Origin of the sequence: Pseudoalteromonas sp. Of7M-16 (genome assembly GCF_022347805.1) — a bacterium.
Taxonomy (GTDB): Bacteria; Pseudomonadota; Gammaproteobacteria; order Enterobacterales; family Alteromonadaceae; genus Pseudoalteromonas; species Pseudoalteromonas luteoviolacea_F.
This window is the reverse complement of record NZ_JAKRFY010000007.1, coordinates 92,769-116,292: the sequence shown is the minus strand read 5'-3', so window position 1 is coordinate 116,292 and position 23,524 is coordinate 92,769. Positions and strand designations below refer to the sequence as shown.

Below are 23,524 nucleotides of genomic sequence, written 5' to 3'. Positions count from 1 at the left end.
TTCACAAAGAAGTAGCTTGGAAAGCCTGCTTAAAAAATGTGTAGCTCGTTTTCAAAGTCAAATACTAGGATGAGCACACCCGTTTTACTGAATTGGGTACACTATGAAACGATATTTATTTGATAAAGACCTCGATAAGTCTAGTTGTGGTGTCGGCTTTATTACTCACAAGCAGAGCTTAAAAACACACCAACTTATCCAACACGCACATCAGGCACTTTGTATGATCCCACATAGAGGTGGAATGAATGCCGAAGGAATTGGCGATGGCGCTGGTGTAAATATTGATTTATCTCTCACATTTTTTAGAAAAGTGACCAAACAACCTGCTCTTGAGCTGGGCGAGTTTGGTGTTGCTAACTTTTTCCTGCCAAATGACACTGTCAATCGAGAAGATGCATTGTCTTTGATAAATACGGTACTACAGCAATATGAGCTAGATGTACTGACCACCCGTGATGTTGCAACCGATGCCGCAGTGCTCAATAGCGCAAGCCAGCAGGCACAACTAACCGTAAAACAAGTCATTTTTTTGCGCCCTGCTCACATTCACAGTCAAGCACTATTTGAATCTCTTATTCATCAAGCGCTTGAAGAAATAGAACAGCATGCGTTTACCACACAAAAGCTTCGGGGTTTATATCCCCTGTCCATGAGTTCAAGGACGCAGGTATTAAAAGGCCGATTGAACAGCTGGGAAGTGGTCCCCTATTTCAAAGATCTCAATGATCCCGATCAACAGATACACACGCTGTTTTTTCACACCCGATTTTCAACCAATACAGCCCCTAACCCCATGTTTGCCCAACCATTTAGACGTATGGCACACAATGGAGAATTAAACACTGACCGTAAAAACCGGCTCAGTGAAAACGCCATTGCGAAGTATAAAAACAAACGGCTGATCTTTCCGGCTGGGCAATCAGACTCCGCGCGGCTAGATCAAACCCTTGCTCGACGTGTCATTGAAGATGATATGCCCATTGATGTTGCCGCTCTTGCTATGATGCCGCCAGCTTGGGAAAACGATGACAGTTTGTCCGAGCCTGTACGTGCGATGCTCGAGTATTTCTCTCTGTACGAAGAGAAAAATGATGGTCCCGCCGCCTTTATTTTTGGCGATGGCGTCAAGGTAGGTGCAAGACTCGACAGACTTGGCCTACGACCTTTGCGTAGTGTCGAAACTCATGACTATTTGGCAGTAATGAGTGAAGCTGGTCAAATAGACTTTCCCGCTGAGGAGATTATTCGCAGAGGAAGGATTGAAGCTGGCGGTATGATCGTATTTGATCATCAGCACAAAGAGATTAAATTTACTGCTCAAATTCTAGAAGAGCTCGCCTCAGAGCATGACTATGCTGCCTTGCTAGATGAGGCAAGACTCACGCTCGCTGAATTACCCGATGTAACGCACAGTGATATAACGCAAAACACCCATTTAAACATTACTGCGCAACATGTCGCTTATAGTATGAACCAAGAAAGCTTTAAGTTTATGCTAGATCCCATGTTGCAAGATGGCTCAGAGAAAATATCGGCAATGGGCTATGGCCTTGCGCCCAATGTTTTGACTCGAGAGGAAGGTGGCGTTTCTCGCTATTTTAGTCAGCGTTTCGCCCAAGTGACTAACCCGCCGTTAGATAGCATACGCGAAGTTGACGGTATGACGCTGCGTGTTGCACTGGGGGCAAAACCCAATATTAGCTCGACTAGCCATCGCCAAATAGTGCTTAATTCTCCACTGTTAAAACCCCATGATTTAGCCAAAATTACAACGCAGAGTGCACTCAAAGTCGAAACACTGCCAATGCTCTTCAATGTTGATGCAAGTCATAATGACCATCAACAACAGCTACTTGACGCACTCAAAACTCTGGCTTGTAGAGCACAGCAGCTAGCCTGTGAAGGTTGCGACATCATTGTACTTAGCGATCAGAATGTTACGCATCAACAAGCGGCTATTCCTGCTCTACTTGCCGTTGCTACTATCAACCAAAAGTTGATTGCCGAAGGTCTGCGTTTCAACACCAGTTTAATTTGTCACACCGGACAAGCCGCGAGCACACATGACATAGCTTGCCTATTGGGATTTGGCGCATCGGCAGTCTGCCCTATTACCGTTTACAATCGTGCGATCGAGTTATTTAAAGACGAAGGTATGGTTTTTGATGCCCTTGCCAGATATCAAAAGGCCGCCGAAAAAGCACTGATGAAAACCATGGGTAAATTTGGTTTGTGTACTGTCGAGAGCTACATTGGTGGAGAATTCTTTGAAGCCAACTTTATCGACACACACGATCCGCTACTCAAAGCTATTTTTCCCAATATTCACTCACCTGTAGGTGGAGCTCGCTTTAAAGATCTTGCTGATAGCGCCATTACATGGCACAAAAAAGTATTTGAGGTTCAAGCCGAAGATCAAATTCCGGTGCTCGGCTTATTTAAAGAACGGGCCCAAGGGGCTGGCCACAGTTTTGGCACAACTGCCGTACGTGAATACATCAATATGACTGAGGAAAAAATTCAATATATTGATGAGTCACAGCTCGAGTCCACAGATACAGGCGTTATTCTACCCGAAGATGACGGCTATAAAGATCTTGGCTACGAAGCCAGAACCCCCGCGCAAATAGCCCAATTTGAAATCACACAAGCTTATCGAGATTTCAGTCACAACCTACTTGTTGAACGTCATCATCGTCCAGCTGCACTGCGAGATGTCCTTTCTCTACCGCTTGATTTTACAAACCTTGATAGCACACAGGCCTTTGTTGATGCTTTAAAACTGATAGAGATTTCCGGTTCTTTTAAAGTCAATATTAGAGGTTTAAGCGTAGAGCCTATCGCTCAACATAAATGGCTGCTTAGCCACAGTGCCAATCAGCCAGATACCAATTTGCACCTTGCAGAGGCATTAAACCAGTTATTCAAAACTGAAATTTACGAGGTGCTACCAGCCAATGATAAGATCTTAATAGTCACACGAACCAACTCTACGCTAGATAAACTGTGCGGAAAACTTTGTACAGGGGTGGCGCCAGTGCCCCTTGCCCAAGTGCAACCCGCCCACGAAATCACTGCCACTTTCGCTTCAGGTGCCATGAGTCATGGAGCACTGGTTGAAAAAGCCCATGAAGCCGTAGCACAAGGTACGAACATCGCAGGTGCGATGAGTAACTCGGGTGAAGGCGGTGAAAACTCTCGCCGTTACAATACAGTCAAAGCCAGTAAAATAAAGCAGTTTGCTTCTGGGCGCTTTGGCGTTTGGACCGGCTATTTAGCCGACCCAGCACTGCAAGAAATCGAAATCAAAATTGGTCAAGGTGCTAAACCTGGTGAAGGTGGCCAGTTACCTGCGCCTAAAGTCAATGTCGTGATAGCCGCAGCACGCGGTGGCACACCGGGTGTAGAGCTGGTTTCTCCACCACCTCACCACGATACATACTCGATTGAGGATTTAGGCCAGCTGATCCACGATGCCAAAGCAGCACGTGTCAGGGTTATTGTTAAACTCGTGTCTTCAGAAGGGATAGGTACGATTGCCGTTGGTGTTGCCAAAGCTGGTGCCGATGTCATCAATGTTGCAGGAAACACTGGCGGGACAGGCGCAGCCCAAGTAACAAGCTTAAAACACACTGGCCGAGCGGCAGATATTGGCATTGCCGAAGTGCATCAAGCACTCAGTGAAAACGGCCTCAGAGATAAAATCACACTGCGATGTTCCAATGCACATCAAACGGGTAGCGATGTTGTTAAATCGGCTATGTTGGGCGGCGATTCATTCGAGTTTGGCACCACAGCGCTTATGATGCTCAAATGTGTAATGGCTAAAAACTGTAATTTAAAGTGCCCTGCGGGACTTACCACCAACCCAGAAGTATACCGAGGCGATCCGAGAGCACTGGCACAATACTTTATGAACGTTGCACACGAAGTACGAGAGATCTTGGCCAGCATAGGTTATCACTCATTAACTGAAGTGCGTGGGCGCTCAGATTTACTGCATCTTGTCTCCCACCCTGCCATGGTTGGCAAGTTAGATATGACTGCAATGTTAAAGCCTGCCGAAGAGATAAAATTCGACTCGCCAGTCTATTTGGAAGCCAATTTTGATATTGATAACAAATGGCTAAAACAGTTACAAAGCGAGTTTATAACGACTAAAAAGATATGCTTCGACAGTGAATCTATCAAACTCAATAACTGTAATAAAACCGTCGCAGGTCAATTGGCAATCGATATTGAACGCATTTTGAACTACCAACTGTCAGATAAAGATATCAACGCCCACCCCGCTATCATGCGTCTTGAAAATGGCCGTATTGTACTCAAACCGCATAGTGTTAACTTGCATACCTCAGGCTCTGCTGGTCAAAGTTACGGGGCCTTCAATAATTCAGGCATGTCGCTTCGCCATATTGGAACCTGTAACGACGGGGTTGGCAAAGGCGCCAGTGGCGGTCAGATCACCATCACCAGCAGTGGTAAAAATATCGATGAAAATGTCCTTATTGGTAACTTCGCACTATTTGGTGCAACTGGCGGACAGCTCTATGTTTGCGGTCAGGCAGGCGACCGATTTGGAGTAAGAAACTCCGGCGCGGTCGCGGTTGTAGAAGGTGTGGGCGATTTTTGCTGTGAATATATGACCAATGGTGCCATCGTCAACCTAGGCGCTTATGGTAAAGGGTTTGGCAATGGCATGAGTGGCGGAACCGCATATCAATATGATCCATCGGGTCAAATTAGTGAACTGTGCTCGCAAGACTCCGTTTCGGCGCTGTGTTTGGCCACGGACGATGAACTAAATCGCGGACAGGAACTGGCGCTGTTGCAACATTTGCACGATCACCTCGCGGCTACTGGCTCACCACGTGTGCAAGCACTAATAGATAATTGGCAATCCGCTAAGCAACACTTTTATGTGCTTATTCCAAACGCACTTTATCAGTACCACTGCGCGAAACAGATTGTCCAGTCATTAAATAGGCGGACAATGCTAGAAGAGCTATCGCTCGGCTGGGCAAATAAGTCTGTCAAAGCTATCCAGCTTGCATATCACAAGTATCACAGTAACGCAGCATCCCTGTTCGCTGGCAAGTTGCCCGGCTACGGCGATTGCGATACCGAATTAGTTTACAACTATATAAGTAGTGCTGGTGTGCTTCACAGAGCGGAGCAATTGGTGAAAAAACAACATGCACAGGGTTATACGGAGATCACCGCAAAGTACTTGTTTGAAACCTTAGATCACAAACTGATTGATTCACTAGCCAAAGATGCAAAAGAGGCTTTGGCCAGTTATGACGATCAGGCTCTTAGCTGCCTGTTGGCTTTAAAACGCGTGCAAGACTACAAAGATGCGCTTTCACTCAGAGAGGTCTGTGACTCACATGCGATAGGCACGAGTGTGTGGATCATGCACAGAGATAGAGCCGTGCAAAAAGCACTGCTCGAGTACCGCAGTCTCGATGAGCTGCTCGCTACACATTATTGCTATGTACTGTCTGAAGCCGTCAAAACCGCAGCGTAATTAGGAGAACCTTATGGAACAATTAAAAAGCAACAAAAAAGTCCCGTTCTTGCCACAAGATATTCCGTTTAATGACGATCAACGCCAGTGGCTGGGCGGCTTTTTAGCTGGGCTGCACACCCGGTTATTAGTTAAAGAAGAACATGTTTCGACCGCCAGTGCTCCACAACAGCAGATCAAGCCGTTAACCATTATTTATGGTTCGCAAACAGGCAATGCCGAAGGCGTTGCAGAAGAAGCAGCAGAGATAGCTAAAAACCATGGACTGTCTCCTGCTGTTATTGACATGGATGACGCTGACCTTACACAGTTAAGCCAAGCCGAACGTTTGCTGGTCATCACCAGTACCTACGGTGAAGGAGAAATGCCTGACAATGCCCAAGCTCTGTGGGACGATATCTCGAGCGAAAGCGCACCGCGTTTCGACAATACGTATTACTCCGTATTAGCACTTGGCGATACCAACTACGACGATTTTTGTCTTGCAGGCATTCAGTGGGATGAGCGCTTAGAAGCGCTGGGGGCCACACGGATTGCAGAGCGGGTCGATTGCGATGTTGCCTTTGAATCTCCAGCGCAGGAGTGGATCGCAGAGACACTGCCAACCATTGCGCAAAAAGGCAGTAATGGACATAGTGAAGTTGTGCCCAGTCCACCCCCCGCAGCAACAAAAAAGGCAAAACCCAAATTCAATCGAGATAACCCGTTCGAAGCCGAGCTAATAAATGCCTATACATTAAATAAACCAGACTCTGGCAAAGAAACCTGTCACTACGAATTTTCATTGCTCGATACAAATGAGAGCTATGACGCAGGTGATGCCATCAATTTAATTCCATGTAATCGGCCTGATTTGGTCGAAGAGTTAATCAACATACTCGGCGCAAGGAAAGAACAACACGAACAATTTGATGGTCATACTCTTGCACTGCAAACCATCTTCAGTGAACACTTAGAGATCCGAGTACCTAGTAAAGAGTTTATCGCTGAGGTAGCTGCACGCAGTGGCAATGCCGAATTTATTGCCAAATTAGAAGAGGATCCGCAGAGTCTCAATGATTTTCTTTGGGGACTAGATTGCGTTGACCTATTAACAAAATATGCGCCGACAGCATTTACGGCCAGCGACTTTATACGTCTCGCCAAGCCTCTTGCTCCGAGAGCCTACTCCATCTCCTCGAGTATTAAGAAACATCAAAACCAAGTGCATTTAACGATCGCAAGCGTCCGTTATACTCAGGACAACCGCACACATAATGGCGTTTGTTCAACGTTTTTGGCCGACATTTGTAAACCTGGCGACAAGGTAAAGTGCTACTTCGCACCCAATAAGCACTTCTCTGTTCCTGAGGACACGTCAGCCCCCATTATAATGGTCGGTCCTGGTACTGGTATCGCGCCATTTAGAGGCTTTTTAGAAGAACGCGCAGCGACACAGGCTACTGGTGACAACTGGCTGTTTTTTGGCGATAGACAAAAGGCGTGCGACTTTTTATACCAAGAAGAGTTAGAAGCAATGCAACAATCTGGGATTTTAACCCGCCTAGACTTGGCATTTTCCCGAGATCAAACGCAGAAAGTCTACGTTCAAGACAAAATGCAAGAACAAGGCGCTGAGCTATTTTCATGGCTTGAACGCGGCGCGTACTTTTATGTCTGTGGGGATGCATTTAGAATGGCCAAAGACGTCGACAAAGCACTTCATAATGTGATCGCTGAACATGGCGGTTTAGATGCTGAACAAGCTCAATCCTACGTAGCGAGCCTGAAAAAACAAAAGCGTTATGTCAGAGACGTGTATTAATGAAAAAGAGGCTGCAACTTGCGGCCTCTTCACTATTTAATCAACGTCAGTTGACCTACTTATTGGCTTCTTGGCTTTTTGCCGCCTCAGCTAAGCCATACATATCTGCGGTAAATAAACCGATCCCCTGCTTTCTAAAATCGCTTTCTTTGGAATAAGGTTGCTTGGTTTGATATAAGTATACTTCGCTGCCGTTTTGCTGGGCACGCGCAGCAAATTGATCAGGCCACCCCCACAAGATGCGACCAAATTGCTCAGGTAACACCAGAGTTGTATTGGCACAAGATTTTGGATAGTAACGAGACCAACCAATAAAGATATATTTCACTAAACAGCGCTTACCAACTTCTTTTGAGTACGTCTTTTGGTTTGGGAATTTTTCTATGATCCCTTCAGACACACTTTGAAGACCAATAAAGCTTAAACGATTGCGCTGCGCTTCAGAAAGCTTTTCCAAATGACTCTTAAGCACTTCAACGGCATCTGGCCCTGCTGTTTTTAGATTGAGTAGAAATGACTTTTCAGGAAACTGCTCAAGTACATCTGCAAGAGAAGGTATCAGCCCTACCCCTTTACCTCTTAATGGATAGGTTTCCTCTTCGCCAACACGGTAGCCATACCCAGCATCGAGTGTTCTGAGGTGTTCCATTGTTTGCTTAGACGTCACCCCTTCGCCATTAGTTCTGCAATCTAACGTCCAATCATGAAACACAGCCAATTGTTTGTCCGTCGTAGCATGAATGTTTAAGTGTACTGTGTCTGCACCTAGCTTAAATGCTTTGCCTATCGCAGGTATTGTGTTTTCAATATATGGGTGCTCAACGGAAGCTAGTCGGCGTGCTGTGCAAGTTTCATTTGTTACACCTGAATAATCCGTTGGTTGTACTAATCCTTTATACGAAATGATTTTTCCTTGATGATCCAGTTCAAGGTCAGGTTGCCTAGCAACCAATATGATAAGTATTAAGACGGATATACGTACAGCCCAGTGTTTCATGAAACTCCTCAAAAATAAGCTTTTAAGCGCACTATTTTAACAAAAATGTCTTGCTGAAGGAATTATCAAACCCCTTATCTGGGCACAAATGTTACAGTAGCCCCTAATGGCAACAGAAGGTGCTTTATTTTTATTCATAGCAATGATAAAAATACCCATAAGAAAAACAAGCCTCTCTAAACGATATTGGTCGTTATTTAGTGAGGCGTATTTGTGATGAAAAAGCGTTGTTGATAGGCTTTTTGGTTTGCTCATGCTGCCCTACATCATAACAATGATTGTTTTTGATTTTGATAAAGTAAGTGCAAAGCAAGTTTCCAACGTACTAAATTGCACCCTGAATTATTAAATAGAGTGTCATTAGTCAAATGGGTCACATTTTGAGTATCGCTGTTAAGTGCTAATCCCTAACCTTTATGATCTGCAACTCAGGCTCGATAAAAGAAAATCAAACTTTCACTTTTTACTTGTTTAAAAAGCTAAGCGGCCTGCTCAACAATGACAAAGGTAGAAAATTTACTGATGGAACAAATAGAGGAAGTTACATGTTACTAGAAATCGCTATCGGTGACGCTTACGGTGCTGGCTTTGAGTTTGCTAGCAAAGAAAAAGTTACAAACTATAATAACCTGACAGCCTACCATGAACACGGTTTAGGTATTGCGCCAGGCCATTATACAGACGACACACAAATGTCGATTGCGTTAGCAGAACTCATAGTAAGCTCTGAACCATGGACTAAGGAAAGTATTACACGAAAGTTTGTTGAGTGTTTTAAACGGGACAAGCGACTTGGGTATTCAAAAGGGTTTTATGCCTTTTTGGAGTCAATTGAATCCGCTGATGAATTTTTGGCAAAAATAAAGCCCAATAGCACAGCCAATGGTGCAGCAATGCGTTCAGTCCCAATAGGATTGTTTCCCAATATTGACGATGTTCTCAACAAGGCAAAGCTACAGGCTTGTGTGACTCACAACACACCTGTCGGTATTAATTCTTCTCAAGCTGTCGCACTAGCTAGTCACTACTTTTTCTATCAACTTGGACCCAAACAGCAAGTCGCTAATTTTGTTCAATCTCATACCGATATTAAGTGGGATATTAACTGGAATAAAGAGGTCGCTTGTTGCGGTCATGAAACCGTAAACGCCTTGCTCACCGTTTTAGTTAAAGCACGCAGTTTCTCTGAAATACTCACTCAATCAGTCGCTTTTGGCGGTGATGTTGACACTGTTGCAGCATGCGCTCTGGGTATTGCAAGTCTAAATGAAGACTATGTTAATGATTTACCTGCTTTTTTATTCACAGAGCTTGAAAACAACCAGTATGGTCGAGATTACTTAATTCAGCTGTCAGCACAATTAAAGCGCACCATAAACAGCCTTTCATAACGCCCATATTTAAACGCGTTTGTTTTTAATATCACCTCACTTGCGGCAACAAGGGGGTGATATTATTGCCATAATTGGCAAATACTGTTTTGAGTTGTTTATCTAAATACATAAGCTCAGCTAGACACATATTTTGAAAAGACAAATTAGCTGCGCCTCGGCCATAATTTAATACCAAATTACGCCTAATCCACATTTTTAAATGAGTAACATGTAGCTGGTCACCGCCTTTTAGGCACACTTCTACAAATTTGCGCCCAGCATCTATGTAGGCGGCCAAGTTATCAATATTGGCAGGGCTATGTTTAAGGATCATTGCCTGCACTGCAAATTCCGCACTTGCGTTTTGATACGCTTTTTCAAAAGCGTCTTTAGCAATTAGCTGTTGATAATTCATCCTGAAGGTAATTTGGCCGTTGATATTGATAATAATAATCAATATCAACAACACTGTAAATGCTGCGAATGATCTAAATATTAGCCCATAAAAGTGACTTTACAGATAAGGCCATCTTTTACTTCGTATGCAGCAACCACTTTGACGCTATGATCAATCTCTTTACTGGGTAGAGTTGACGATTGAGCCAGCTCATGATCGATTAAAAAGTGCCCCTGAACAATACGCGTCAAAGAAGAAGCATGTAAGTAACTAAGGCTTGAAAACTTTTTGCCATAACGCTCAATGAGCGCTTGCTTTCCTTTGAAGACCAAAGTTTGAGATTGGTAAATTTCTACGTCTTCACTATAAGTCGCTGCAAATGCGTCGATATCTTGATTGTTATAGGCTTCAAGCTGTCGGTCGACAATATCAATGGTGGTTTGTTCTATTTCTGTATACATAGGTCTGGTCCAAAACGAGGTTGCTTTGGACCGGTATATTATACAAACAAAACGTGGCTGTTAACCTTTCGACATCAGAGATTTCCACCAAAAGGCATTGTTATGAGGCGTGCCGGCCGTGATCACTTCCCCTACAATCGGCGTGTTTATTGTCACCTGCTCATGCTCAGCCGCTTTGCTCACACGCTCAAGCGGGTCGTACCATGAGTGGAAAGCCAAATCGAATGTTCCATTGTGAATAGGGAACATGACCTCACCATTTAAGTCGAGATGCGCCTGCACGCTCTGCTCTGGGGTCATGTGGATATCTGCCCAATCTTTGTCATATGCACCAGTTTCAATGAAGGTATAATTGAATGGCCCATAGCGACGACCAATTTCTTTAAATCCATCAAAATAACCGGAGTCGCCACTGAAATAGATACTTTGATCGCCAGCCTTAATAACCCATGACCCCCACAGTGTTTTATTGCTATCTCCCAATCCTCTACCGGAGAAGTGTTGAGTTGGTACAAATGATACTAGGCTATTGTTGTCCGTGTGCTCTTGCCACCAGTCAAATGCCTTGACCTTAATGTCATCAACACCCCATTGTTTTAGGTCACCTTCAACGCCAAGTGGTACAAAAATTTCTTTAGTTTTGTCTATGAGCGCCAATACACTGTCTTTGTCCAAATGATCGTAGTGATTATGAGAGATCAGAATGCGTTCAATGGGCGGCAAGTCTTCAAGGGAAATAGGCGTGTCTTGAAAACGTTCAGGACCTGCAAAGCTGAAAGGCGAAGCGCGCTTTGAAAATACCGGATCAAGCAGCCAATACTTGCCGTACACTTTCAGTAATACCGATGAATGACCCAGTTTTATCATATGGATTTGTGTATCAGACAACTGAGTCAGCATAGATGTGCTCTGCTGTACCATAGGTAAAGGCTTACTCGGCACCGGCGACTGTTTAGTTTCAGTAATATAACGCCAGAAAATGCCTAGGGTTTTTCTCATGTTGGGCTGCTCAGTTTCATTACTATTATGAAATTTACCCGCTTTAAACTGTGTTGAGTAATAACCCGCTTCATTCACTTGTGCATCTAAGTTTGAAACCATAGTGCATCCTCCAACCGTTAATCCAAATAATACTGCTGCAAAAAGGGAGATTTTATATCTAGCTTTCATTTGCCATCACCAAAAGTAAACTACACGGTGCAGTTTTTCACATCCAATATAAAAAGTAAACTATGCAGTGCAACTTTTTTTAAATTCAGCTACACTAGCCTCGTCAAAATGAGGAGTTAACAATGAAGCTGTCCGAAAAAAAACGTCTGCAAATCATTCAAGCAGCAGAGCTTTTATTCGCTGAACATGGAGCACAACAAACCAGTATGGATTTGGTGGCACAAACTGCCGAAGTATCAAAACGTACGGTTTACAATCATTTTGATAGCAAAGAAGCGCTTCTTTATGCCGTGATCGAAAACATGCTCGGCCAAGTAACTCAAGAGCAGGAGTTGATCTATACAAATGACAAAAGTATGCGCCAACAGCTTATAGAGATTGCACGCTCCGAAGCAAAAATGCTGACTTCAGCACCCTTTTTACGTATCGCCCGGGTTGCGTTTTTAGAGTTACTGCAAAATCCTGATATGGCAGCACATTTGAATAACACCAAAGTCGGTTGTATGCGCTATTTTGAAACCTTCATAAATCATGCAATTGCGGCTGAGCAACTTGAAATAGACGATATTACATTTGCGACCAAGCAGTTTGTCTTTCAACTTAAATCATTCATATTCTACCCACGTCTGTATGGTTTTGAGATGGATGCCCATATTACCGAAGATAAAATCATTGAAGAGACAGTGGATACATTTCTAGCTCGCTACCAAGTCAAAGGTGGTAAATAAAAATGAAGCTGGGTAAACGACTTGCTCAAATAAGTGCATTGGTTGATGACCACTATACCCATATATGGGATTGCTGCTGCGATCACGGCCTACTTGGTGCCGACCTGCTCGATAAAGGCCTCAATGCTAAAATTCACTTTGTCGACATTGTGCCGCACTTGATGCAAGCCCTGGAAACGAAATTACAGCAATTCTATCCACACAAAAGCGACCAGTGGCAAACCCATTGTTTGGATGTCGCCAAGTTGCCACTAAGTGAAAAGCAAGGCAAACACTTAGTGATTATTGCAGGTGTAGGCGGCGATCTATGTAGTGCCTTTGTGAAACAAATACTAGCCGATCACCCTAATGCAAACATCGAGTTTTTGCTCTGCCCTGTGCATCATTTATATGCATTGAGGCAAGATCTCAATAGTCTTGAACTACGTTTAATCGACGAAGTATTGATCAAAGAAAACAAACGCCATTACGAGTTGCTAAAACTATCAAATAAAGCAGGTCGCCAAACAGTATTTGACGACATCTCGTCTGTTGGTGAAAAAATTTGGTATTACCGTGACGAGCAAACCCGTGCTGTGGCATCAGAATACCTCAGTAAAACCATTGCACACTATAAGCGTATAGACCAAGGTAGTGGCGATGTCTCTGCCATTGTTGCAGCCTATGAAAATGTTGAGCTCATAGCCGAGTAATCCTTTACGTCGCCTTTTAGAAATATTTAACTACGATATACATGCCTAACATATTGCCGCTTTAACCATGAACATATGAGTGTAACTGGCCACAGTATCAAAAAGTAGCCAAGAGAAAACAACGCGCCGGTAATTGGCGCAAAATTACGCCCCGTATCGGATATTACTCGTTGCATCGCTTTTTGTTGCTCAGGTGTTTGTTATTGAGGGGCGTTTATCGTATAAATATCCCGATATAGGCCGTCAGGGAAACACATTCTATCCGTTTTAACACCACCCAAACGCTCTACTAAAGCGCGAGCGGGGGCATTATCGTCATTCATATACGTTTGCACATGTTCAAAATTCAGCTCGTCATATGCATGTTTTATCGCGGCTTCTGACGCTTCAACGGCATAGCCTTTGCCACGACCTTCGGGTAGCAACCACCATGTCAGTTCAGTTGGCCAGTTGTAACCACGCCAAAAGCCACATGTACCAATATACTTTCCCGTTGCTTTTTCCTGCACGACCCACACGCCGAAACCATACAAATACCAACAACCTAAATCGGCTTTAAGCCTTGCCAGTACTTGCGCCGGTTCGATGGGGCCACCGTACATTTTTGATGCGCCTGCGTCGGTATAAAACTGTAAATAGGCATCGAGGCTATCCGTTGTGGGCGCGACTAATTTCAGCCGCTCTGTTTCTAATGTTGTTATTGTTGTCATGTATATCATCCAAATTAATGTTCTTTTGAGAGCGCCAGTCTCGCTGCTAGTGCTAGGAATAACGTGCCTAGAATACCGTCAAAGTGTTGCGCAAGTTTAAATTTGCCAGCAAAAATGCTCGCTACTTTGCTGAAAATAATAGAAAAAGCAAAGTTAACTAGCAAAACGATTGTACATAGTAGTACACCTAAGGTGATGATTTGAGGCACCATAGGCTGCGTATCATTTGTAAATTGAACTAAAAACACGCTAAAAAACAAAATGGCTTTAGGGTTCATTAAATTATTTAAAAACCCTTTGATAAGAAGGTTTCGAGAAGACAAAGGTGTGGCTTTAACGGACGCTTGTGTTTGTTTTTTATTTATCCACCAAGTTTTTAGCATATTCACGCCAAGCCAAGCTAGATATAAGGCGCCGAGTAATTTTACCAGCATTATTAACGGTGGAAACTGTTGCATTAATTGACCTAAGCCTAAAGCAACACCCAATGTTTGCAACAGGCCCGCAATAAAAATTCCCAGTGATATCCTCACCCCAGCCAAAAAACCTTGCCCTGAAGAGTAAGCCGAAATCAACACCAAATCAGGCCCAGGTGAAATCGCAAGAAGTAAGCACGTCATGGCAAACAGTGGCAAAATCGAAAGCTCTAGCATTTATACAATCTCCATCATTATTGCTGCAAAAAACCGACAATTTTGCCACACATTGTCTATCTAAATAAATCACCTTTAATTATTGATTTTATTGGCCCTGATCCTCGCTAAGTCGCAGGGGACTGATTTTTAATATTTGTAGTGGCTTCTGAGGCACTTTGCTGACTACGAGCATGGCCATACCAATTCACTTTGCGTGTTAAAATCATTACCAAAGACAACACCATAAAACACATTAAGCTGCCCATCAATAGTGCATAATCTTCTGCACCTAACATACTATAGAGCAGGCTATACAACATGATTAGACCGGCACTGAAGTAGAGCCCTAGTTTTAAACTTTTGAGTATCCCGGTAACATACCAGCCAAGTAAACCTGTCGCACTTAACGTGGAAATTAGATAAGCAGCGCCAAATCCGAGATGCTCACTTAATGAGATAAGGAGTAGATAGAAGATGGCTAACGCAAGTCCGACAAAGCCATATTGCACAGGATGGATCGGCTCTGAACGCACCAGCTCGAGCAGGAAAAAGCTTGCCATTACCAACAAAATGACCAGTAAGGCATAATTGATTGCTCGATGACTTTTCAAATAGTGGTCGACCGGATCTACTAATGCAACCCCCATAGTTCTGCTGTATAACATCTGACATTGACTGCGCATGACACAATTAGTAAAAATGCTTTGCATATTGGTGGAGAAATAACTCGCCTGCCAGCGTGCTGTAAATGACTCGCCACTGATTTCAGAGCTCAAAGGCAAATATTCACCTTCAAAACTTGGGTGAGGCCAGTTGGCAGACATACTCAAATGCGTTTCACTGCCAAGCGGCGACACTGAAAGCCGTGTCATCCCTTGTAAATGCAGATCTGCTGAAAAGGTTAAAGTCTCATTCGCCAATTGCGACACTGAGATTGGCGCGTGTACGCCCTCTTGAATACTGTTTAAAAGTGACCCCGGTAATATATCTACTTCTTGGCCAGACACTTTTAATATTGAATCTAACCCGATACCTCTAATGTCCTCGATACCAAATACCAGGCTTGCACTTACCACTTGCTCTGCTCGCAGTGCGTGTAGATGAGCAACCGAGAACTCACCTGAGATGGTGTTGATAGAGCGATACAAGGTCGCTTTATAAATACTCCGGTATTTTTCAAATGTATCTAATTTGCTGTGTATTTTAAGCGTTTCAGGTAACACAAAGGCTTTGTCCTTAATCACCTTGGTTTCATTTTGCAGCTCGACTTCTCGCTCAAATTCGATATATAAAAATGGACCGATTAAACGTTGCTCATCGCTACTGCTTTTAGCTATCTCCCGCTTGACCTGTTGCTGCATTTGGCTGCGCTCATCAATCAAGTCTTTTATCAGAATCAAAGGTATCATCAGAAAGATAATAATCCCGATTAAGGTCGCAAACTTTACGCCCATTTTTTCTTTGTTTTGGTTATTCATGATTAACTCCTCAAGTTTACCAACAGTCTAATAACCTTATTTGGCTTACTCGTGGAGTTATTGTGGAGTCTTTATGGAGTTTTCACTGCCAACGTCACTTCGACTCCCTTGTTGCGGTTGCGAATTTGCAAGTAACCAAAATGTAGCTTGGCCACTTGCTCAACAAAGTTAAGTCCAAGCCCTGTACTTTTATTGCCGTTGGCTCTTGGCAATGAATAAAAACGTTCGGTCAATCGAGCTAGCGCATAGTCTGGGATTGGCGCCCCTTCATTAAAAATAACGAAACAACAATGTTCATCTCGCTGCACTATGTGCACTTCAAGCGCCCCGCCTTGAGTAACAAAATCTAGTGCATTATCAAACAGATTAAGTAAAGCTTGGCGCAGTAAAAAGATATCGCCGACAATAGCAATACTGAGAGTTCCATCAAACTGATATTTAACCGCTTTTTGTTCCATCTTGATGTTCAGCGTATCTGCAACATAGTGCACTAAATCGGCGCTATTAATATCACTTGTCTGTTCAAGTTCAGGCTGTTTTTCTAGTTTTGCCAGCACCAATAGTTTGTCAATCAAAGACTGCATACGCTCAGACTCTCGCTCAATATTTGTCGCGAATCGATGTCGCTTGTCTTCTTCTAGCGGCATCTGTAATAGTTCACTTGCCCCTTTTATCCCTGAGAGCGGGCTTTTCAATTCATGGGTCAGTGTTTCAACATATGACTCAACGTAATTTTTACCATCGAGTTGATTTCGCATATCCGCCAGCGCGTCGCTGAGCTGCCCATATTCATAAAATACTCTAAAAACTGGCTTTGTCGCCTTCTCACCCCGCCCCATTTTATACGCGTATACAGAGAGTTTCTTCAATGCTGAGTTAATGCGCCATGCAATCACGGCTCCAACCAATAACACCAGCACACTCATGACCGCGAGCCAATTAATCACTCGCTGTTTTGACAGATCAATAAATGGCTGTACAGAGCGGTTCGCTTTGGCAACTGTTAAACTCCCTATGGTTTGACCTTGGTATATGACTGGCGCCGCCACATGCATCACCGTTGACAGTGGATCATTTGGATCTGTCGCGGTGGAACGAGCGCCGTATTGTCCCCTAAGGGTAAGATACACATCATTCCAGCGCGAAAAATCACGCCCAATGTCCTGTTGCCAAGAATCCGCAACCACAATACCTGACATATCTGTGACATAAATTCGGTGAGTCATGGATTTCTTATCGACTCCCCAGATCGCCGCATCGACACTTCTATTACCAAACTGCTGAATTAAATGGGCAATTTTACTACTTTGTAAGGTCTCATTAGCCAGGTCATCAGCCACCAACACAGCGAGCAAATTTGCCATATCAACGAGCGTTTCTTCTGTAGTTTGACGCACTGTCGGTTTGATTTCTTTGAGCAGTGTTGAACTGACAAAATAGGTCGTCATGATCACAATGACGAAATAGAGCAAAAATAGTCTCAGTCCCAGTGGAATTTTAGGCCAGCGCTGCATCGTACTTCCTAGTCTTCAAAGTAATAACCAAAACCGCGTTTGGTTTTTAAGTTATCACTCATTTGCACAGTTTTCAGCTTATTGCGAATAGATTTGATATGCGAATCAATATTTCGCTCATATGCCTCTTCAATCGGCATATCGGCAAAGTCCATCAACTGTTGGCGGCTTAAGACACGTGATGATGCGGTGATCAGCGCTTTAAGCAACCGAAACTCCAATGCAGTCAGACCTAATGCGACACCATTTTTATGATAGTCGTAATTTTCTTCTGTTAAGTCGGACGTGGTTATATCTTTGACGTGTGATAGCGTTTGCTGTCTAGGATTCAGTCTTAATTTTATTCGCGCTAACATCTCTCTTGGACTAAATGGTTTAGTGACATAGTCATCAGCACCTATTTCCAACCCAACAACACGATCAATTTCGTCTGATCGCGCCGTCAAAAAAATAATTGGTAGAGCAGAAAACGCGCGGATCTGCTTACAAAGCTCAAAACCATTGCCATCAGGTAAGCCAACATCAAGCACCAATAGATCAGCATGTGCTGAGCGCAAATATTCAATTCCCGCGCCTGCGGTATTGAACCAGTTAACCTCAAAGCCATCCAGCTCCAATACGTGTGTTAATGTATCCGCGATTGTCGGTTCATCTTCAATAATGACTATATTCAAGGCGCCCCCTAGAGATGCTTTACAGTGTATGATCGTTTTTAAGCCGCTTAGTATAGGGCAGCAAGTCGCAATCTTCTATAAAAGTATTTAAAAAACGGTAGCTTACACTGAGAAATCGTCACTGCTTCGACATGTATTTAACTACTCTAACAGCGACAGGGCTGTCAATGTCTTGGAGTGTTTTCATGATGCACCGAAAAGACCAGTCCGCCGATCTGTTGCCAGAGCCGGCTCCAATCAGCGGCATCGCTATTTCCTTAAAACCATGTTGCTGAGCGAGATTTAATGCATTTTTTACTGATTGGCTTACAGAGTATTCGGTGGCAAACCAACATAAATTAATCCCCGCAACATGAATAATCCCTTTGTAATTCAAATCACCGGCGGATGTAAAACGCGCTTCCCCAAGTGGAATTGCCCCATAGTTTGCCACTTCTTTAAAAGGCTCTGTGCCTGCTTTTCGTTTGATTGCCCCGGAGACCCCTTGTGGTAAAAGTAACCACCAAGGAATGATATTGCGATTCCAACTATTGACGATCGCATCAACATTTTGCTCCAAAAGATCCCCATGCACTACCGTTACTCTGACGCTCATAATCCCTTGTCACCCAGCTGTGTATACACTTCAATCACCACAGGTATTACGGATAAAACCAAAAGAGCAGCCATAACGTAATTAAAATATACTCTAGATTTTTGCTGCTTTAATACACGTTGAAGAACAGACCCACACAAAAGCCAAGTACCAACACAGGGGAATGCTGCAACCAAAAATATCAATGCAATTGTCATGTTTTGGCCGTAATAGCCTTCACCTAATGAAGTAAAAGCAGCAATTGCGCCAGTTGCGACAACCCACGCCTTCGCATTTACCCATTGAAATAAAGCCCCGTTAATAAACGTAAGTGGTGTTTGCGCTTGTGATTCCATAGTTTCACCGCCTGAGCGGGCAATAAGCCAAGCGAGATACAGTAAATAGGCAATGCCCGCACACTTAATCACTAAATGTAAGTCTGGGAACCAGTTAAATACCTGTCCAAAGCCCAGCCCCACCACCAGCAACATCACACTAAATCCAACGCAAATTCCCGACAGCAAGGGTAAGGTTTTTTTAATACCAAAATTTAGGGCACTGGTCATCACCATAATGTTATTTGGCCCCGGTGTGATTGACGTGGAAATTGCGAATAGGGTGACAGCAATCAAATACTCCATTTTCAGTATTTCCTTAAGCAGCATTGTGTTAATCAAATCAATATCACTATACAAGCATATTTTTTCAAACAAAGTATATAAAAAACGTCGAGCCTTAATCACTCTATCGCAATTTGCAGAAACAATTTATTGGCCGCTATTTTCTTTCAACGCTTTCACTTCAAAGGGTTTGGTCTAGAGTTAAAGTTGAATAACCCAGAAACAACATTTGTTGTCTCGATGCTGAATATGCAAGGAATAGGACCATATGACCTACACAAAGTTACTTGTCGTTGACGATGATGCAATTGATAGAAAAACAGTGATAAAAACACTCTCTAGCGAGCAACAACATTATGATATTGTCGAGGCCAGTAGCCTTATTGAAGCATATCAACTCATTCAAGAGATACAAGTTGACGTGATCTTACTTGATTTCAACATGCCGCTGGTCAACGGTGTCGAAGCAATTATCGATTTAAGAGGCAATTGCTATCTAAAACATACTGCAATCGTGATGACCTGTAATATCTATGATCAACAACTTGCTTTGGATTGCATTAATGCAGGCGCGCAAGACTTTTTACTCAAGCAAGAAATCACCGGCTCTCAGTTAGCACGCTCCATATTACAAGCTCGAAAACGTCATGAACTAGAGCAGCAATTACATGAGAGTTACATACATATCAAAGAATTGGCTGAGAGAGATTCTTTGACTGGTTTGCACAATCGCTTCCATTTCGAAGAAATGTTGAATCGTCTGCTTTGCTCCCGAGCTCGCCGCCAAAACGAATTAACCGCTGTAATGATGTTAGACCTCAATAAATTCAAACATATTAACGACAATTTCGGTCACCATACCGGTGATAGATTGCTTGGCGCTATATCTGGTAGAATAAAAGAGGTATTGCGTGAAAACGAGTTACTTGCCCGCTTAGGTGGAGATGAGTTTGCATTTGCTTGTGGTGAACTATCATCAATATCGCAAGCACAAGTTATTGCTAGGCGCATACTCGCTACCCTTGATACGCCTTTTGAGATTGCCGGTCATGCGCTGCATTGCAGTGGCAGTATTGGCATTGCCATCGCGCCTTATAATGCAGAGCACAGTCAAGATCTGATGAAACTAGCAGATATTGCAATGTACCGAGCAAAGCGCAAATCAGGCGAGCAGATTGAAATTTTTCAAGATAACATTCAGGCGCCTTTTTTACTTAAATACAAAGTAGAAGCCGAGCTGCGTCAAGCGGTTAGCAATAAAGAGTTTGATATTAAATACCAGCCTATTATTGACAGAGAATCCGAAAAAATCGTGATTCTCGAAGCCTTGCTACGCTGGCCTATTGCAACAACCACTCAACTACCTGCCGAGTTTATTCCCATTGCCGAAGAAGCCGATTTGCTCCAGTCAATTGGCCAATGGGTTTTGGAATCAGCATTTAAACATTTCGCCGCTATGCTGCAAAATCAGCAGTACCAATTTAAGCTCGCGATCAATGTTTCGCCAGGCCAGTTAAGCAAAAGTGGCTTTGCTTATATGGTGATAGAAGCACTTACTAGATTTCAAATACCACCGGAACGACTGATACTCGAATTAACCGAAGAAGCCCTATTGCAAAATTCATCAATGATCAATGAAACCCTAGCCAGTCTCGCTGAGCAGGGAATTGGGCTAGCGCTAGACGACTTTGGTACTGGCTTTTCGTCTTTACCTTATCTGCTTAAATCTCCCATAAAAATAGTAAAAATTGACCGTTCGATAATCCAAAGTATTTCGCAGCCGGACTCAACCAGTCACGACATGCTTAAAGGACTGACTTACATGCTCACTAAATTAGACTTTGATATTGTCGCTGAGGGTGTTGAAACAAGCCCACAATCAACAACCTGTGCAGATTTAAATATTAATTTGCTGCAAGGTTTTTTATATTACCAACCCATGAGTGAACACAAAGTAAAACAATTGCTTGAAGATGAAAATAACACTAACCATTTAACGGTAGTGAACAGCAATTCACCTTTGAATCAAGGCACAAAAAAGTAACGCTGATAGCCTGTAAAGCGCCTTCAATTCTTGATAAAGATATGCGTAGTAAAGGCGCTTGCGCGTCAACTTGAACTATTAGGCTATACGAAAAAAGAAGCGCCTAATTCGTTTGAAGGCAACAGTGTTTTAATTGATGGCGCAAAGCTATACTGGGATTGCTGCGCAACTTGCCCCACATTCCTATACACCACTTATTGCATAGCAATTCGATAGCTATAGATATTAAATGGCTCATCAGCTGTTCGAATCGACCATCAAGGTTAGTTGCTCTGTTAAATTGTCAACGCCATAGGCGCCTTTAATAAAGTAGCCTTTGACTTGTGAGTAACTCAACGCCATTTTTCTATCTTGCTCTCTTTCCGAGCTACTGAACATAACAATGATGATTGAATCAAGGCTCAGCTTTTTCACCACCCCCTCAAAGACTTTTAAAAATTCAAAGCCCCCCATAAGTGGCATATTGATATCTAAAAATATAAACTTTGGCGGATAAACCTCATCGCTCATTGCAGCATGTTGTTCACCGTCTTCAAAAAATTCTACTGCATTGACGCCATCACACGCTTCAAATACCTTGCTAATTGGTAATTTCGAGTCTCTTAGCTGCCGCTTTAAAATGTACCTATCATCTTCATTGTCATCAACTATCAATATTGAAAATGGCGTCATTGTTTATTCATTCCTTTTAATTTGAATAGTAAATCGAGTTCCCTGATCGGAAGTTTCAAACTTGATATACCCCTTCAATTTATCAACGTGTTTTTTGACAATTGCAAGACCAAGTCCGGATCCAGAAGATAGCTGAGGGTGGAATCGCTTAAACATATCATAGACTTGATGATGATACGCTGTTGGTATGCCAACACCGTTGTCTTCAACTTCAAGTGTGATCCTATCATGGTCATTATCTTTCATAGTAACAGTGACAAAACACTGTTTTTTGGCAACATCTTTGTACTTAAAAGAGTTAGATACCAAGTTTTCAATGATTTGCTTATAGCGCACTCGCTGCCCAAATATTTTGGTGTCGTCCATATCGACAGTCATAGTCAGAACACACTGTTCAGCGTGATAGAATGCGTTTACTTTTGCTGTGACTTCATCTAGTAAATCATGGATATCAAAAAATTCATCTCTTTCATTGACCAAGTCAACACGAGTTAAAGACAGCACATCGTCGACCAGAGATTCCAACTTAGACATTTGATTAAAAATACGTTCAACACTGCTTGTTGCTTCTTGTAAATTACCGCTTTCTATATCTTCCAATACGTACTGAGCAAGCTGCTTAGACGCGGTCAGCGGTGACTTTAAGTCATGTGAGGTACGGTAAGAAAACTCACTGAGGTCTTCATTTGCTGCCTCAATTTTTTCTAAGTTATCGTTCAGTTTAACCCGCATTGTTTCCAACGAGCGGCTCAGAACAGCAAACTCTGTTGGCGACTCTATCTCCAGCTTATTATCCAGCTTTAACATTGACACATTTTCTGAAAACTGCGTGATTTTAGTCAGTGGGTTTAGAAATAAATATCTATAGATAAAGGAGGTTATGACAAAAAGTAGCACTAATATAAACGCACACACCCAAAATACAGCGAAGCCAATTTCATGTAAAAGCCCGCTGGTCATAGATAGCGGATAAATACCGTAGATTTCCCACCCCCAAGGTGAGAATACGTGTTTGGAATAGATATAACGCTCCGGACCTATTTTCACCACATTGACACCATCAATGATATCAAAGCCGATTGCGCTTAACTGCGCCTGAGGATCTCCCTTTAAATAACCCTCTTTGTAAAACCACTTATCAAAGGTCTTATCAAAAATTAAAAAACTGCCGTCGTAGTGTTCATAGCTTTGTTTAACCTCCAACAGCACCTCTTTTTTATACGCATTTACATAACTCGGATAGCCATCTAGTTTGTTTTTAATTAAGGTCTGATTTCGTGACTCGACATGCAAGCCGATAAAATCTGTTGTATGCATATCATTTAACAGTGTTAATTTTTCGAAAGTTGTCCGCTCAATAAACTGATATGCAATCAACCCCACCGCTGCAGGGCCAAGTACCATTAAAGGGAAAAATATTATAAATAATAGATACTTAAGTTTCATTT

Annotated in this window: 19 protein-coding genes; 6 read left to right on the top strand and 13 right to left on the bottom strand. The window is 42.9% G+C overall.

Going from position 1 to position 23,524, the window contains the following annotated elements:
- Window positions 1–103 precede the first annotated feature (103 nt).
- Both MHN81_RS09205 and MHN81_RS09200 read left to right on the top strand, forming a co-directional pair.
- The gene (locus MHN81_RS09205; protein ID WP_239425590.1) at window positions 104–5,533 is read left to right on the top strand and encodes a glutamate synthase-related protein; all 5,430 of its coding nucleotides are present in this window, start codon (window positions 104–106) and stop codon (window positions 5,531–5,533) included.
- A 13-nt stretch (window positions 5,534–5,546) separates the two neighbouring features.
- Window positions 5,547–7,337: a sulfite reductase subunit alpha gene (locus MHN81_RS09200; RefSeq protein WP_023402070.1), complete on the top strand. Its 1,791-nt coding sequence runs from the start codon at window positions 5,547–5,549 to the stop codon at window positions 7,335–7,337.
- 55 nt (window positions 7,338–7,392) lie between these two features.
- Here MHN81_RS09200 and MHN81_RS09195 read toward each other — a convergent pair whose 3' ends face one another.
- On the bottom strand, window positions 7,393–8,334 hold the full coding sequence (locus MHN81_RS09195) for a glycerophosphodiester phosphodiesterase family protein (RefSeq protein WP_023402069.1): 942 nt from the start codon (window positions 8,332–8,334) through the stop codon (window positions 7,393–7,395).
- A gap of 545 nt (window positions 8,335–8,879) precedes the next feature.
- Here MHN81_RS09195 and MHN81_RS09190 point away from each other — a divergent pair.
- Window positions 8,880–9,725 (top strand): ADP-ribosylglycohydrolase family protein, encoded by an 846-nt coding sequence (locus MHN81_RS09190; protein ID WP_239425589.1) that lies wholly within the window; start codon window positions 8,880–8,882, stop codon window positions 9,723–9,725.
- A gap of 31 nt (window positions 9,726–9,756) precedes the next feature.
- On the opposite strand, the gene MHN81_RS09185 is transcribed toward MHN81_RS09190, so the two are convergent.
- The 3 genes from MHN81_RS09185 to MHN81_RS09175 are packed head-to-tail and all read right to left on the bottom strand — an operon-like array spanning window position 9,757 to window position 11,666.
- Window positions 9,757–10,176 carry a hypothetical protein gene (locus MHN81_RS09185; RefSeq protein ID WP_036977338.1) on the bottom strand — a complete coding sequence of 140 codons (420 nt, stop codon included), beginning with the start codon at window positions 10,174–10,176 and terminating at the stop codon, window positions 9,757–9,759.
- 26 nt (window positions 10,177–10,202) lie between these two features.
- Window positions 10,203–10,565 (bottom strand): nuclear transport factor 2 family protein, encoded by a 363-nt coding sequence (locus MHN81_RS09180; protein ID WP_239425588.1) that lies wholly within the window; start codon window positions 10,563–10,565, stop codon window positions 10,203–10,205.
- A 60-nt stretch (window positions 10,566–10,625) separates the two neighbouring features.
- Window positions 10,626–11,666, bottom strand: coding sequence for an MBL fold metallo-hydrolase (locus MHN81_RS09175; protein WP_023402065.1), 1,041 nt, complete (start codon window positions 11,664–11,666; stop codon window positions 10,626–10,628).
- A 191-nt stretch (window positions 11,667–11,857) separates the two neighbouring features.
- On the opposite strand from MHN81_RS09175, the gene MHN81_RS09170 reads away from it, so the two are divergent.
- Both MHN81_RS09170 and MHN81_RS09165 read left to right on the top strand, forming a co-directional pair.
- A complete protein-coding gene (locus tag MHN81_RS09170) occupies window positions 11,858–12,463 on the top strand; it encodes a TetR/AcrR family transcriptional regulator (RefSeq protein WP_239425587.1) in 606 nt (201 codons plus the stop codon).
- Window positions 12,464–12,465: 2 nt separating this feature from the next.
- Window positions 12,466–13,155, top strand: coding sequence for a tRNA (adenine(22)-N(1))-methyltransferase TrmK (locus MHN81_RS09165; protein WP_239425586.1), 690 nt, complete (start codon window positions 12,466–12,468; stop codon window positions 13,153–13,155).
- 200 nt (window positions 13,156–13,355) lie between these two features.
- Here MHN81_RS09165 and MHN81_RS09160 read toward each other — a convergent pair whose 3' ends face one another.
- The 7 genes from MHN81_RS09160 to MHN81_RS09130 form a co-directional block, all read right to left on the bottom strand.
- Complete coding sequence (locus MHN81_RS09160) at window positions 13,356–13,865, bottom strand: GNAT family N-acetyltransferase (protein WP_023402062.1); 510 nt, start codon at window positions 13,863–13,865, stop codon at window positions 13,356–13,358.
- Between the two features lie 14 nt (window positions 13,866–13,879).
- On the bottom strand, window positions 13,880–14,518 hold the full coding sequence (locus tag MHN81_RS09155; protein ID WP_239425585.1) for a LysE family translocator: 639 nt from the start codon (window positions 14,516–14,518) through the stop codon (window positions 13,880–13,882).
- A 107-nt stretch (window positions 14,519–14,625) separates the two neighbouring features.
- Entirely contained in the window at window positions 14,626–15,978 is a 1,353-nt protein-coding gene (gene creD / locus MHN81_RS09150; protein WP_239425584.1) for a cell envelope integrity protein CreD, read from the bottom strand.
- A 71-nt stretch (window positions 15,979–16,049) separates the two neighbouring features.
- Window positions 16,050–17,492, bottom strand: coding sequence for a two-component system sensor histidine kinase CreC (creC, locus tag MHN81_RS09145; protein WP_239425583.1), 1,443 nt, complete (start codon window positions 17,490–17,492; stop codon window positions 16,050–16,052).
- Between the two features lie 8 nt (window positions 17,493–17,500).
- Window positions 17,501–18,166, bottom strand: a complete 666-nt coding sequence (locus tag MHN81_RS09140; RefSeq protein ID WP_239425582.1) for a response regulator — start codon at window positions 18,164–18,166, stop codon at window positions 17,501–17,503.
- Between the two features lie 118 nt (window positions 18,167–18,284).
- Window positions 18,285–18,761: a macro domain-containing protein gene (locus MHN81_RS09135; RefSeq protein ID WP_023402057.1), complete on the bottom strand. Its 477-nt coding sequence runs from the start codon at window positions 18,759–18,761 to the stop codon at window positions 18,285–18,287.
- Window positions 18,758–19,381: a LysE family translocator gene (locus tag MHN81_RS09130; RefSeq protein WP_239425581.1), complete on the bottom strand. Its 624-nt coding sequence runs from the start codon at window positions 19,379–19,381 to the stop codon at window positions 18,758–18,760. Before MHN81_RS09130 ends, MHN81_RS09135 begins: the two co-directional genes overlap by 4 nt.
- 247 nt (window positions 19,382–19,628) lie before the next feature.
- Here MHN81_RS09130 and MHN81_RS09125 point away from each other — a divergent pair, with 247 nt between their 5' ends.
- On the top strand, window positions 19,629–21,404 hold the full coding sequence (locus MHN81_RS09125; protein WP_239425580.1) for a GGDEF domain-containing response regulator: 1,776 nt from the start codon (window positions 19,629–19,631) through the stop codon (window positions 21,402–21,404).
- Between the two features lie 237 nt (window positions 21,405–21,641).
- Here the strand turns inward: MHN81_RS09125 and MHN81_RS09120 are convergent, their stop codons facing one another.
- Both MHN81_RS09120 and MHN81_RS09115 read right to left on the bottom strand, forming a co-directional pair.
- Window positions 21,642–22,076, bottom strand: a complete 435-nt coding sequence (locus MHN81_RS09120; protein ID WP_023402054.1) for a response regulator — start codon at window positions 22,074–22,076, stop codon at window positions 21,642–21,644.
- 3 nt (window positions 22,077–22,079) lie between these two features.
- Window positions 22,080–23,522: a HAMP domain-containing sensor histidine kinase gene (locus MHN81_RS09115; RefSeq protein ID WP_239425579.1), complete on the bottom strand. Its 1,443-nt coding sequence runs from the start codon at window positions 23,520–23,522 to the stop codon at window positions 22,080–22,082.
- Window positions 23,523–23,524 lie beyond the last annotated feature (2 nt).

What these genes read in the sequence shown, in the direction of transcription:
- MHN81_RS09205 (WP_239425590.1), top strand. Translation starts at nt 104, where the DNA reads ATGAAACGATATTTATTTGATAAAGACCTCGATAAGTCTAGTTGTGGT.
- MHN81_RS09200 (WP_023402070.1), top strand. Translation starts at nt 5,547, where the DNA reads ATGGAACAATTAAAAAGCAACAAAAAAGTCCCGTTCTTGCCACAAGAT.
- MHN81_RS09195 (WP_023402069.1), bottom strand. Translation starts at nt 8,334, where the DNA reads ATGAAACACTGGGCTGTACGTATATCCGTCTTAATACTTATCATATTG.
- MHN81_RS09190 (WP_239425589.1), top strand. Translation starts at nt 8,880, where the DNA reads ATGTTACTAGAAATCGCTATCGGTGACGCTTACGGTGCTGGCTTTGAG.
- MHN81_RS09180 (WP_239425588.1), bottom strand. Translation starts at nt 10,565, where the DNA reads ATGTATACAGAAATAGAACAAACCACCATTGATATTGTCGACCGACAG.
- MHN81_RS09175 (WP_023402065.1), bottom strand. Translation starts at nt 11,666, where the DNA reads ATGGTTTCAAACTTAGATGCACAAGTGAATGAAGCGGGTTATTACTCA.
- MHN81_RS09170 (WP_239425587.1), top strand. Translation starts at nt 11,858, where the DNA reads ATGAAGCTGTCCGAAAAAAAACGTCTGCAAATCATTCAAGCAGCAGAG.
- MHN81_RS09165 (WP_239425586.1), top strand. Translation starts at nt 12,466, where the DNA reads ATGAAGCTGGGTAAACGACTTGCTCAAATAAGTGCATTGGTTGATGAC.
- MHN81_RS09160 (WP_023402062.1), bottom strand. Translation starts at nt 13,865, where the DNA reads ATGACAACAATAACAACATTAGAAACAGAGCGGCTGAAATTAGTCGCG.
- MHN81_RS09155 (WP_239425585.1), bottom strand. Translation starts at nt 14,518, where the DNA reads ATGCTAGAGCTTTCGATTTTGCCACTGTTTGCCATGACGTGCTTACTT.
- creD (WP_239425584.1), bottom strand. Translation starts at nt 15,978, where the DNA reads ATGAATAACCAAAACAAAGAAAAAATGGGCGTAAAGTTTGCGACCTTA.
- creC (WP_239425583.1), bottom strand. Translation starts at nt 17,492, where the DNA reads ATGCAGCGCTGGCCTAAAATTCCACTGGGACTGAGACTATTTTTGCTC.
- MHN81_RS09135 (WP_023402057.1), bottom strand. Translation starts at nt 18,761, where the DNA reads ATGAGCGTCAGAGTAACGGTAGTGCATGGGGATCTTTTGGAGCAAAAT.
- MHN81_RS09130 (WP_239425581.1), bottom strand. Translation starts at nt 19,381, where the DNA reads ATGGAGTATTTGATTGCTGTCACCCTATTCGCAATTTCCACGTCAATC.
- MHN81_RS09125 (WP_239425580.1), top strand. Translation starts at nt 19,629, where the DNA reads ATGACCTACACAAAGTTACTTGTCGTTGACGATGATGCAATTGATAGA.
- MHN81_RS09120 (WP_023402054.1), bottom strand. Translation starts at nt 22,076, where the DNA reads ATGACGCCATTTTCAATATTGATAGTTGATGACAATGAAGATGATAGG.
- MHN81_RS09115 (WP_239425579.1), bottom strand. Translation starts at nt 23,522, where the DNA reads ATGAAACTTAAGTATCTATTATTTATAATATTTTTCCCTTTAATGGTA.